Source organism: Leisingera daeponensis DSM 23529, from assembly GCF_000473145.1.
Lineage (GTDB): Bacteria > Pseudomonadota > Alphaproteobacteria > Rhodobacterales > Rhodobacteraceae > Leisingera > Leisingera daeponensis.
This window is the reverse complement of the sequence record NZ_KI421500.1, coordinates 871,602-883,385: the sequence shown is the minus strand read 5'-3', so window position 1 is coordinate 883,385 and position 11,784 is coordinate 871,602. Positions and strand designations below refer to the sequence as shown.

The window sequence follows — 11,784 nt, the reverse complement described above, 5'->3', positions numbered from 1 at the left end:
ACGGGCGCTGCGGCGCCCGTTTTCTTTTCGTGCATCAAAGTCCGTTTCAAAGCCTGTCGAACTTGGCCTTCTGCCGGTCGGTCCACAGCACGGTGACGTCAAACCCGGTCTCGGTCTGCTTCTCCTGCTGCACCAGATCTTCCTTGAAGAGCCAAGCGCGCTGCTTGCCCTGGGCGAAGGTCAGGGTCAGGACTTCCTCGTGGCGGACGCCCTGCAGCTTTTCTGCGATGTCAGCCAGCAGGCCATCCAGCCCCTCGCCGGTCAGAGCCGAAATCGCATGGATGCCGTCTTCGCGCTCTGCGCGCTGGCGGCGGGCTTCGGCCTCTTCCTCAGGCAGCTGATCCAGCTTGTTCCAGACCTCGATCCGGACGCGGTTTTCGTCCACGCCCAGCGAGGCCAGGATCGCCTCGACGTCTTCCGCCTGCTGCTTGCTGTCGTGGTGGCTGATGTCGCGCACATGCAGGATCACGTCGGCGGCCAGCACCTCTTCCAGAGTGGCGCGGAAGGCGGCAACCAGTTCCGTCGGCAGGTTCGAGATGAAGCCCACGGTGTCGGACAGGATGATCTCCGGCCCGTCCGGCAGCTCCACCCGCCGCATCGTCGGGTCCAGGGTGGCAAAGAGCATGTCCTTGGCCATCACCTCTGCCCCCGTCAGGCGGTTGAACAACGTCGACTTTCCGGCGTTGGTGTACCCCACCAGCGCAACAATCGGATAAGGCACCTTGGCGCGCGAGGCGCGGTGCAGGGTCCGGGTTTTCACCACCTTGTCCAGCTGGCGGCGCAGCCGCACCAGCTGGTCGTCAATGGCGCGCCGGTCGGCTTCGATCTGGGTTTCGCCGGGTCCGCCGACAAAGCCCAGTCCGCCGCGCTGGCGCTCCAGGTGGGTCCAGGCCCGCACCAGCCGCGTCCGCTGGTAGCTGAGCGCCGCCATCTCGACCTGCAGCACCCCTTCGCGGGTCGCCGCCCGGTCCGAGAAGATCTCCAGGATCAGCCCGGTCCGGTCGAGGATCTTGACCTTCCAGGCCTTCTCCAGGTTGCGCTGCTGCACGGGGGAAACCGGCCCGTCAATCAGGACCAGTTCGATCTCATTCGCCTTCAGGATGCCCGCCAGCTCTTCGATCTTGCCAGAGCCGAACAGCATTCCAGCGTGCGCCTTGGGCAGGCGCACGACGTTGGAGCCGACCACGTCAAGATCGGGCAAGGCCGCTGCCAGCGCAACGGCTTCCTCAAGCGCGGGAGCCGGGTCGCGGCGCCCACTGTCGGATTTGATTTCCGGATGCAGAACCCAGGCGCGGGTCTGCTTCCTTTCATGCTCCATCAATTGGAGTCTTCACCCTCATAGAGACTGATCGGCTGGGCCGGCATGATGGTCGAAATCGCGTGTTTGTAGACCAGCTGCGACTGTCCGTCGCGGCGCAGCAGCACACAGAAATTGTCGAACCAGGTGATCACACCCTGCAGTTTAACCCCGTTGATCAGAAAGATTGTAACCGGAACCTTGGTTTTGCGAACGTGATTCAGGAAGGCATCCTGAAGATTCTGTCTGTCCGAAGCCATTTTTTATTATCTCGCCTTTGTTCTTGCCACGTGCTGCGGACCAGCACGCACGTTAAGAACCACTATGAACGGAGAAAATACAAGTTTCCACCGAAAAACACGTCCATCCGGACAGCGGCTGTCAACTGCGCCACAGGTTCGGGGACAGCAGCGCAATGAAGGCCAGCGTCTCCAGCCGCCCCAGCACCATGGCAATGCACAGGATCAGCTTCGCCGGAGTGGTGAGCAGGTTGAGCACAATCGGCTCGCTCGCGGCACTTTCGGTCAGCGGGCCGGTGGTCGCAAGCGAAGCAATGGCCAGCACGATCGACTGCTCGAAATCATTGCCGACCGCGGCCAGCGCCGTGCTGATCAGCGCCAGTGACAGGGCAAACAGCATGAAGAACACCCAGGCCACAAAGGCGCCGTTCTTCTGCAGCCGCTTGGTGCGGTCGCCTTCGCCGCTGACAGAGCTGGGATGAACCAGCCGCTCCATCTCGCGCAGCCCGTTGAGGTAAAGCGCATAGACCCGCAGCAGTTTGACCCCGCCAGCGGTGGTGGCGACGCCGCCGCCGAACACCGCCAGCCCCAGAAGGATCATGCCGGGGGTTTCCAGCCCCGACCAGGAACGCGCCGCCTCCCAGTGGACGCTTTCGAACCCGGTGGTCGACAGGAAAGACATCACCGTGAACAGCGTCCCCCACAGCGCGTGCAGCGCTTGCAGCAGATCCTCGCCGGCGTCCACCTCATAGGCGGCCACCCAATGGCGCAGGAACAACAGCAGCGGCACCCCGAAGACGATCAGCAGACCGGTGCGGAACTCCGGATCCTTGTCCAGACGCCCCTGGCCCGCCGTCACGGTATCGCTGGAAAATGTCAGCCGGGACAGAGCAAAGAACATGAACAGGAACATCACCATTTCGCCGGCAATGCCGCTGGCGGCGTTCTCGACCCCGCCGGTTGCGGAGATGCCCGAGGTGGCCATCACCGACATGGCGTGGCTCAGCCCCGCCAGCGCCTCCTCGCCGGTGATGATCAGCAGCATCCACAGCACCAGCGTCAGCCCCGCGTAAACCGGCGCCAGCGTGCTGGTGACCAGCACCAACTGGCGGCGCGGATCGGCCCGCTCCATGTGGATGGGCACGGCAGCGCCGCCGCCCGGCCCGCCCTTAGCGGTGACTTCGAAGCCGCCAAGCGACATCGGTGCCAGCACCGCAGAGGCGGCGATCCACATCAGCAGCCCGCCCAGCCAGCCGACAATGGCCCGCCACAAATGCACGCTGGGCGGCAGCCGCCCCGGATCCGCCCAGATATCGGCACCGGTGGTGGTGATCGCGCTGACCATATCGAAGTAGGCATTCAAAAAGCGGGTGTCCACCAGCGCATCCTGCACCGGCACCGCCAGGAACAGCGGCAAAACGGCAAAGGTTGCCAGCAGCGACAGCAGCTGGCCGGGCATGCTGTAGCGCGGCACCCGGTTGCCCATCGACAGGGCAATCAGCACCACCAGGATGATCCCTGCAAGCCCGGCATAGAAAAAACTGCGCGAGGTCTGGTGGTCATCCAGCACCAGCGCATGCACGGCAGGCAGCCACATCGCCAGCGAGGCGGTGCCGCAGATCAGCAAGAACAGCGGCAGGCGCAGCACGCCGATGGGGGCTTGGACCGGGCGGCGCATCTTAGAAGTAGTCGATCGACACCTGCAGCAGGCGCTCGACCTCCGGCACGTCATCCGCCATGGCAAAGAGCGCGATCACGTCGCCCTTCTCGATCCGCATCTCGCCGGAGGGGCGCATCATCTCGCCGTTCTTCAGCACCCCGCCAACCAGAACGCCTTCGGGGAAGTCGGTGTCCCGGATCAGCTGGCCGGAAATCGGCGAGGTCGACAGCACTTCGGCCTCGATCATCTCCGCCTCGGCGTCGCCCAGCGAATAGACCTGCCGCACCCGGCCATAACGGATGTGGCGCAGAATCGAGCTGACGGTGGTGGAGCGCGGGTTGATATAGGCGTCGATGCCCAGGTGCGGCAGCAGCGGCACCAGGGTGGGGTCGTTGATCAGCGCAATCGCCAGCGGGCAGCCCTCGGCCTTGGCGCGCACGGCGGCCAGCATGTTGGTCTTGTCGTCATCAGTGACCGCCAGCAGCGCATCGGCCTTGTCGATGCCCGCCTCGATCAGCAGCGCCCGGTCCAGGCCGTCGCCGTGCAGCACGATGGTGCGCTCCAGCTCCTCAGCGGCGCGTTCCGCGCATCTTCGGTCCCGCTCGATCACCTTGGCCCGGATCCGGGAGGTGCTGCTCTCCAGCGCCTTGGCCACTTCCAGCCCGACGTTGCCGCCGCCGACCACGACCACCCGGTCCTGGCGTTTCTCGTGCTTGCCGAACACCTCGATGGTGCGGGGCACGTCGTCCACGTGGCAGAACACATAGCAGCTGTCGCCCACGAACAGCTGATCGCCCGGTTCCGGCGCAAACAGGGTGCCGTCGCGGCGCACCCCGACCACGATCGCCCGCAGCGTCGAGAACAGATCGGTCAGCTGCCGCAGCGGCGTGTTCACCACCGGGCAGTCGGCGTCGATCTGGATGCCAAGAAGCTGCGCCATCCCGCCCATGAAGGTTTCGGTATCAAAGGCGGCCGGCGCAGACAGCCGCAGCATCGCTGCCGCGGCGACCTCGCGCTCCGGGCTGATCACCACGTCAATCGGCAGATGCTCGCGCTGGTAGAGATCGGAATAGATCGCCGTCAGATAGCTTTTGGCGCGCAGCCGGGCGATCTTGCGCTGAACCTTGAACACGGAATGCGCCACCTGGCAGGTCACCATATTGACCTCGTCCGAATGGGTGGCGGCGATGATCATATCCGCATCCCGCGCCCCGGCCCGCTCCAGCACATCCGGGTAGGAGGCGAAGCCGTGAATGCCCTGCACGTCCAGCGTGTCGGTGGCGCGGCGCACCAGCTCCGCATTGTTGTCGACAACGGTGACGTCATTGTGCTCGCCGGACAGGTGCCGGGCGATCTGCCAGCCGACCTGGCCCGCACCGCAGATAATGACTTTCATACGCGTATCCCTTGGCGGAATTTCCGGCGGAGTTTTGCCCGACGTGAATGACAGAAGCCGCTTTCACGGTCAAATTAATTGTAACTTCCTCTGATTGCAGCCATTATTTCCCCATGCGCAGAAATCTGTCCATCCTGGCGGGCCTCGTCCTGCTGCTGGGCGCCGCCGCCTGCGGCCCGCTTCCGGTCTACTACCGGCAGGGTGCTGAGGTGTCCCGCCTGCGCTCCGATGAACTCATCTGCCAGGCCCAGGCCCTGAAAGACGCGCCGGTCGCCAATGAAATCCGCCAGCACCCGCCCGTCTTCTACCCCGGGCGCAAGGTCTGCCACGGCGGCGACTGCTATTACCACCCCGGCTACTGGATGGAGGGCAGCATCTACACCGTGGATGTGAACAAGCCGCTGCGCAAGCGGCTGGAAAGGTCCTGCATGGCGGCCAAGGGCTATCAGCAGATCGCCCTGAAACGCTGCACCCGGCGGACCGCCCCGGTGGTGCCGCGCGGCGCGCGGCTGGCGCCGCTGACCGAAGCCGCCTGCGCGCAGCGCAACCGGGATGGCAGCATCATCATCCGCCCCGGCGGCTGATCTTGCACAGCTGGCCGTTTCGGCCGGATTCCGGGGCGCGGCATCCGCGGCTTAACTTTGATTTGCACCGCCATATCAAGTAAGCTGTTTACCGGATTGTTTGTTGACCAGTATTTTCCGAGAGAAAGGTACCCGATGCGGATACATTTCCTGTTTGCCGCGCTGCCCGTCGCCGCTGTCACCGCAGCCTGCGAGCCCACAACGCCCATCGCTCCGCCGCCAACCGCCGTAACCGCTCCGGCTCCGGCGCCCGCGACTTACAGCGCGCCCGCAACCTACCGCGCACCGGCGCCGGCACCCGCTCCGGCCGCCGTTCCAGCTCAAGCGCCCGCGCCGGAACCTGAACCGGTTGGCCCGCCCGGCGGCGGCGGTGCTGGAGCCGGCGGAGGCGGTGGAGGCGGCGGCGGGTCTGGCGGCGGCGGGGGCTGGGGTTAACCCGGGGACACTGTCATGACAGCCCTGCCTTCCAGATCATTCTTCCCCGCGGCGTTGGCTTGCGCGGCGCTGCTGCCCGCGGCCCCGGCGCAGGCCGCCTATGAAACCAGCGAGCGGGCGTCCGCTCCCGAAACCGCCATCGTGATCGGCATTCAGGATTATGACCACGTCACCGACCTGACCAATACCCGCAACGATGCCCGGGCAGTGGCGGAGATGCTCAGGTCCTTCGGCTATACCGTTTTTGAAGGCTATGACCTCGACAAGCGCGGGTTTGAGGCGCTGCTGCGCCAGGCCGCGCTCAACATTCGCGACGGCAGCCAGGTGTTCTTTTATTACGCGGGCCACGGCATCCAGCTGGGGCGGCGCAACTACCTGCTGACCAGCGATGCGGAGCTGACTGGCATTCACGACCTGCCCTTCCAGTCGGTCACGCTGGACCGTGTGTCGGCCATTCTGGGCGGCAAGGCGGGCAGCCAGATCCTGATGCTGGATTCCTGCCGCGACAACCCGGTGCCCGACGCCAAACTCAGCGCCGAGGTTGGCGCCCAGCTCTATGAGGCGCGCGAAGGGTTTGACGTTTTCCGCCCGCCGCTGAACACGCTGGTGGCCTTCTCCACCTCCCCCGGCGCCACCGCGCTGGATGGCGAGCCGGGCGGCAACAGCCCCTACACGGCCTCGGTCGTGCGCCACTTCCCCGACCGCCCGGAGGAGGACGCGATGACGGTGCTGGCCGCGATCCGCGGCGATGTCTACAGCACAACCGGCAACACCCAGGTGCCCTGGGAAAGCTCGACGCTGATGCAGAAGATCTACCTGCGCCCGGCGGACCGGTCGCTGAACGTCGCCAAGGCTGCGCCCGAAACCGCGCCGGCCAGCCTGGACCAGCTGCCGGATCAGCTATCGGTGAAAATCCCGCTTGGCCGCTCGCTGGAGCTGGCGCCGGAAATCCGCCCGTATGTGCGCGCGGGCACCACGGTGACAATCGTGGAATCGCCCTCCTCCGGCGTCACCTCGCTGCAAGCGGGAGACGGCAGCGCGCTCAGCCTCAGCTATGCGCCCAAACTGGCGGAACTTCCCGCGCGCCAAGACGGCGGCCAGGTGCGCAAGGACCGGATGGTGCTGCGCCTCGCGCAAGCAGGCGCGGTGCGCGACGTGACCGTCAACCTGGAAATCGTGGCCCGCCAGTGCGATCTGGAAGCCGGGGATTTGCTGGATCTCCAAGGGGTTGGCCTCTACCGCTATCCCAATGAGATTGATCTGAAGGCGGCAGAGGCCGCCTGCCGCGAAGCGGTGCAGGCCGCGCCGGACCTGGGGCGGCTGCATTACCAGCTGGGCCGCGCGCTGCAGGGTCAGGGCCGCCTGACTGAGGCCTACGACGCCTTTGAAAAGGCTTCGGACCTCGGTCATGTGCGCGCCTACAACGCGGTGGCCTATCTTCACGTCACTCCGAATGTCGACCGCGAAACCGTGCCGATCCCCTATGACCAGGACAAGGCCTTTGCCTTGTGGGACAAGGGGATCGAGGCGGGCGACCCCTTCTCGATGCACGCCCGCGGCAAGCGGCTTTTGCGCAAGAGCAGCACGCCCGAGGAAAAGCAGCGCGGCTTCGACCTGCTCAGCCGCGCGGTGGAGCTGGGCCATACCTATTCGATGAACGAGCTGGGCGTGTTCTTCCTGTGGAGCGGCGATGAGCTGGCGCAGCCGGAACGCGGGCTGTCCTATCTGGAGGCCTCGGCGGGGCGCGGCGACATCTACGGCACCGCCAACCTCGGCTATGTCTACCGCGATGGCGGCGCGGGCAAGCCTATCGACAAGGAAAAGGCCCGGGCGCTGTTTGCCGAAGCGGCGCAACTGGGCCATCCGCACGCCCCGGCAGAGATCGGCCGCTTGATCATGGGCGGCGACCTGCCCGGACGGGACGCGGCTGAGGCGCTGGAATGGTATGACATGGGATTGTCCCGCGGCGATGCGTGGGGCGGCGCCAATGGCGCCTGGGTTGCCCTCAACAGGCTTGCGGACCGTGTTCCCGCACACGCCGCCGCCGCGCGGGCAGGCAAGGCGATGGCGCTGAACGACCCGGACGCCCGCGCCGCCGCGCAAGAGCTGCTGTCCGCCATGCCGGAACGGGACGTCGCTGCGGGCACCCAGTATATCCTGCGCCAGCTTGGCGCTGGCATTGCGGTCGACGGGCAGTTCGGCCCGGCGTCGCGCAAGGAGCTTGAGAACCACGCGCGGGAGGCTGGCCTGCCCGCCATCGTTCCCGAGGATCCGGTCAGCCGGCTGCGGCTGGCCGCGCAGATCCACTTTGCAATGAACCCGATCCGCCAGGACCTGTTCTGATCCTGCCTGCGCCCGGCATGTGCGGGCGCACCGGCAGCCCGGTCAGGCCTGTTCTTCCTCGGTTTCGACATGCGCCACCCGGGCGCCTGCCTTGTTGGAGGTCACCACCCCCAGCGACTTCAGCTTGCGGTGCAGCGCCGAACGCTCCATGCCGACAAACGACGCGGTGCGGCTGATATTGCCGCCAAAGCGGTTGATCTGGGTCAGCAGGTACTCCCGCTCGAACGCCTCCCGCGCCTCGCGCAGCGGCAGGGTTGCCAGCGCACCGGACAGCACCACCCGGCCTTCCTCTTCGGTCTTTTCCTCTTCGCGCGGCAGGTCCTTGGCCTCGATCGGGCCGCTGCCGTCGCCCAGGATCAGCACCCGCTCCACCAGGTTCTTGAGCTGGCGCACGTTGCCCGGCCACGGCATCGTCTGCATCAGCGCCACAGCCTCCTCGGTCAGCTCGCGCAGCGGCAGGCCCTGGGCCTCGTTGAACTGGGAGATGAAATAATTGGCCAGCAGCGGAATATCCTCGCGCCGGTCCGCCAGCGACGGCACCGCAACCGGCACCACGTTCAGGCGGTGATACAGCTCCTGCCGGAAGGTGCCGGCGTCGATCTCCGCATCCAGATCCCTGTTGGTGGAGGACACCACCCGCAGATCGACGCGGATCTTGTCCGAGCCGCCGACCCGCTGGAACTGCTGATCCACCAGCACCCGCAGGATCTTGGACTGGGTGCCCAGCGGCATGTCCGCCACCTCATCAAAGAACACCACGCCGCCATGCGCCTGCTCCAGGAGGCCCGGCTCCACCCCGCGCTCGGAGGACTCGCGGCCGAACAGAACGTCCTCCATCCGGTCCGGTTCGATACTGGCGCAGTTCACGGTGATGAACGGCGCCGACGCACGGTTCGAATTGGCGTGGATGTAGCGCGCCGCAATCTCCTTGCCGCTGCCGGCCGGACCGGTCAGCATCACCCGGCCGTTGGATTTGGTCACCTTGTCCAGCTGGCCCAGCAGGGTGCGGAACGCGGCGGAGGTGCCGATCATATCCGCCGGGCCGGTCTCCTTGCGCTTGAGGTCGGAGTTTTCGCGGCGCAGGCGCGAGGTTTCCATCGCGCGGCGGATCACCACCATCAGCTGGTCGATGTTAAAGGGCTTCTCGATGAAGTCATAGGCGCCTTGCTTGATCGCGGCGACAGCGATTTCGATATTGCCGTGGCCGGAAATGATCACCACCGGAATGTCCGGCGTGTCCCGTTTGACCGTCTTCAAGATATCGATGCCATCCATCTGGCTGTCCTTCAGCCAGATATCCAGGATCATCAGCGCGGGCTTGGCCTCTTCCAGCCGGGCCATGCATTCATCCGAACTGCCGGCCTTGCGGGTGGCATAGCCCTCGTCCTCCAGAATGTCCGAGATCAGCTCACGGATATCCCGCTCATCATCTACAATCAGAATGTCACTCATGTCAGACCTGCTTTCACTGTGCTCTTGTTAGGCGCCGCCGCTTTTTTGGCTGCGGCGGGCAAGCGGATCACCGCCATTGCGCCGTTATGCGCGTGTCCCTCGAACACCGGGGCATCTTCCAGCGTCAGCGTGCCCCCGTGCTCTTCGATGATTTTCTTGACGATCGGCAGCCCCAGCCCGGTGCCCGCGTCGCGCGTGGTCACGTAAGGCTCAAACAGCCGCGCCCGGTCTTCGGGCAGACCGATGCCATTGTCGGCGATGCGGATTTCGTAGAAGCTGCCCGTCTTCTCCGCCGCCACACGGATCTCCGGCACCAGACCGTCCGGAGCGCCCTTGTTTTGCAGGCTTTCGATGGCCTCGCCCGCGTTCTTGATCAGATTGGTCAGCGCCTGGCCAATCATCGTTGCATCCAGATCCGAGGGCATCTGCTCCTGTGGCAGCTCCGCCGTGATCCGGACATCCGGCTGGCCCTGCTGCTGCAGGATGACCGCGTCCCGCACCAGTTTCACCAGATCCTCCTCGCGCCGCTCCGGTTCCGGCATGCGGGCGAATTTTGAAAACTCGTCGACGATCCGGCGCAGATCGTTGGTTTGGCGCACGATCACATCGGTCATGGATTGCAGCTGATCGCTGTTTTCCTCGCCCAGCTTCGGCGCGAACTTGCGCTTGATCCGCTCCGCGCTCAGCTGGATCGGGGTCAGCGGGTTCTTGATCTCATGCGCGATGCGGCGGGCCACATCGCCCCAGGCCGCCATCCGCTGCGCGCTGACCAGATCGGTCACATCGTCAAAGGCCACCACATAGCCCTCCAGGCCGCCCTCTTCGGACCGGCGCGGCGACATCCGGACCAGCAGGTTTTCCAGCCGGCCCTGGCGGGTCACCTTGACTTCCTCCTGAACCACTTCGGCGCCGGTTTCGATGAGTTCAGAAAACAGCGGCCCGAATTCCGGCACCGCCACCGCCAGCGCCAGCAATTGCTGGTCCTCCTGCCAGTCCAGAAGCCGTTCGGCAGAGCGGTTCACGAAGGTCACCCGCCCGTCAGCGTCCAGCCCCACAACCCCGGACGTCACCGACGACAGCACCGAGTCAAACAGGCGGCGGCGGCGTTCGATCTGCCGGGCGTTGTCCAGCAGGCGGCTGCGCTGTCCCTTCAGCTCGCGGGTCATCTGGTTGAAATACTGGCCCAGCTGGGAAATCTCGTCGCCGCCGTCATCGACCGGAACCTGCACGTCCAGATCGCCGGCGCCGACCCGCTGCGCCGCAACCGTCAGCCGCCCGACCGGGCGCGACAGCCGCTCGGCAAACCACATGCCCAGCCACATCGCCGCCAAGATCAGGATCACCGCGAACCCGATATAAAGCAGCGCAAATTCAAACAGCACCCGGCCGCGCTCGCTTTCCAGCTGCTGGTAAAGATGGGCGGTTTCCTGGGTGTCATCCAGCAGGTTCAGCAGTTCCCCGTCCACATCGCGGCTGATGTACAGAAACCGGTCGACAAAGGCGTCCAGCTGCACCAGGGCGCGAAACTCGCTGTTGTCCCAATCCTCGATCAGCAGCATGCCGTCCTGACGGGCCGCTTCCAGCTGGCGGCTGTCGGGCCGTTCGAAATCAAACTCATAGGAGCGTTCGCCGCGCGCCCGGATCTGCCCGCCGCTGTCGAGGATATAAGCCTCGCGCAGGCCGCGCTGGATCTGCAGCTGGCCCTGTGCCAGCACCTGCCGCAGCTCAGCGTCGTTGATGAAGAAACTGCGGGCGCGGCTGCCGTCCAGATAGCGCGCAAGCGCCCGCGCATCTTCGCTCAGATCGCCCTTCTGCTGTGCCTGATACGCTTCTGCGGCGGCCAGCGAGCTGCCGATCACCTGGCGCACCCGCTGCGAAAACCAGCCCTCCAGCCCGACATTCACCGTCAGCACCGCAAAAACCGCGACGATGACCGTGGGGATCAGCGCCAGAAAGCCGAACGCCCCGATCAGCCGCAAATGCAGGCGGGAGCCGGCCGATTTCGAGCGCCGCGCCGCAAACAGGCGCACGATCTGCGCCATCACCAGCGCCGCGATGGTGAGGATATAGACCAGATCCGCCAGCAGGATCAGCCGCAGCGACCGCGAGGACGCCCCCTGCCCCAGCGGGCCAATGATAAGGAATGTCGCCAAGGCAAGCACCGGCCCCAGCAGAACCAGGCCGATGGTGCCGATATTGCGGGCGCGGCGGGTCTTCCGCCACCGGTCAATGGCCGCAACTGGCCCGTATGCCGCCCTCAGATGTGACTTATACGCCACCCACTGCCCTCATCCTGATGTGCGACTCTTTGCGAGTCACCGCCATATCTCGTGGCCCTGCCTAGGAATTTCACGGCAAAGCCACATTTCTGTGGCGAT

The 11,784-nt window shown here is 65.4% G+C and carries 8 protein-coding genes; 2 read left to right on the top strand and 6 right to left on the bottom strand.

The genetic code is table 11. The features are described from left to right. Positions 1-46: 46 nt before the first annotated feature. The 4 genes from hflX to trkA form a co-directional block, all read right to left on the bottom strand. Positions 47-1,318 (bottom strand): GTPase HflX, encoded by a 1,272-nt coding sequence (hflX, locus tag DAEP_RS0104720; protein ID WP_008554120.1) that lies wholly within the window; start codon positions 1,316-1,318, stop codon positions 47-49. After that, entirely contained in the window at positions 1,318-1,557 is a 240-nt protein-coding gene (gene hfq, locus DAEP_RS0104715) for an RNA chaperone Hfq (protein WP_005611588.1), read from the bottom strand. Before hfq ends, hflX begins: the two co-directional genes overlap by 1 nt. Positions 1,558-1,678: 121 nt before the next feature. Continuing rightward, a complete protein-coding gene (locus tag DAEP_RS0104710; protein WP_008554524.1) occupies positions 1,679-3,214 on the bottom strand; it encodes a TrkH family potassium uptake protein in 1,536 nt (511 codons plus the stop codon). 1 nt (position 3,215) lies between these two features. Further along, complete coding sequence (trkA, locus tag DAEP_RS0104705; protein WP_008556063.1) at positions 3,216-4,592, bottom strand: Trk system potassium transporter TrkA; 1,377 nt, start codon at positions 4,590-4,592, stop codon at positions 3,216-3,218. A 113-nt stretch (positions 4,593-4,705) separates the two neighbouring features. Here trkA and DAEP_RS0104700 point away from each other — a divergent pair, with 113 nt between their 5' ends. Next, on the top strand, positions 4,706-5,176 hold the full coding sequence (locus DAEP_RS0104700) for a hypothetical protein (protein ID WP_027243845.1): 471 nt from the start codon (positions 4,706-4,708) through the stop codon (positions 5,174-5,176). Between the two features lie 450 nt (positions 5,177-5,626). Then, positions 5,627-7,954, top strand: a complete 2,328-nt coding sequence (locus DAEP_RS0104695) for a caspase family protein (RefSeq protein ID WP_027243844.1) — start codon at positions 5,627-5,629, stop codon at positions 7,952-7,954. A 42-nt stretch (positions 7,955-7,996) separates the two neighbouring features. On the opposite strand, the gene ntrX is transcribed toward DAEP_RS0104695, so the two are convergent. Both ntrX and DAEP_RS0104685 read right to left on the bottom strand, forming a co-directional pair. Further along, positions 7,997-9,406 (bottom strand): nitrogen assimilation response regulator NtrX, encoded by a 1,410-nt coding sequence (ntrX, locus tag DAEP_RS0104690; RefSeq protein ID WP_008555559.1) that lies wholly within the window; start codon positions 9,404-9,406, stop codon positions 7,997-7,999. Further along, on the bottom strand, positions 9,403-11,685 hold the full coding sequence (locus DAEP_RS0104685; protein WP_027243843.1) for a sensor histidine kinase NtrY-like: 2,283 nt from the start codon (positions 11,683-11,685) through the stop codon (positions 9,403-9,405). Before DAEP_RS0104685 ends, ntrX begins: the two co-directional genes overlap by 4 nt. Positions 11,686-11,784 lie beyond the last annotated feature (99 nt).

Excerpts from the sequence above, each read along its gene's own strand:
- hflX (WP_008554120.1), bottom strand. The coding sequence starts at position 1,318 with ATGGAGCATGAAAGGAAGCAGACCCGCGCCTGGGTTCTGCATCCGGAA.
- hfq (WP_005611588.1), bottom strand. The coding sequence starts at position 1,557 with ATGGCTTCGGACAGACAGAATCTTCAGGATGCCTTCCTGAATCACGTT.
- DAEP_RS0104710 (WP_008554524.1), bottom strand. The coding sequence starts at position 3,214 with ATGCGCCGCCCGGTCCAAGCCCCCATCGGCGTGCTGCGCCTGCCGCTG.
- trkA (WP_008556063.1), bottom strand. The coding sequence starts at position 4,592 with ATGAAAGTCATTATCTGCGGTGCGGGCCAGGTCGGCTGGCAGATCGCC.
- DAEP_RS0104700 (WP_027243845.1), top strand. The coding sequence starts at position 4,706 with ATGCGCAGAAATCTGTCCATCCTGGCGGGCCTCGTCCTGCTGCTGGGC.
- DAEP_RS0104695 (WP_027243844.1), top strand. The coding sequence starts at position 5,627 with ATGACAGCCCTGCCTTCCAGATCATTCTTCCCCGCGGCGTTGGCTTGC.
- ntrX (WP_008555559.1), bottom strand. The coding sequence starts at position 9,406 with ATGAGTGACATTCTGATTGTAGATGATGAGCGGGATATCCGTGAGCTG.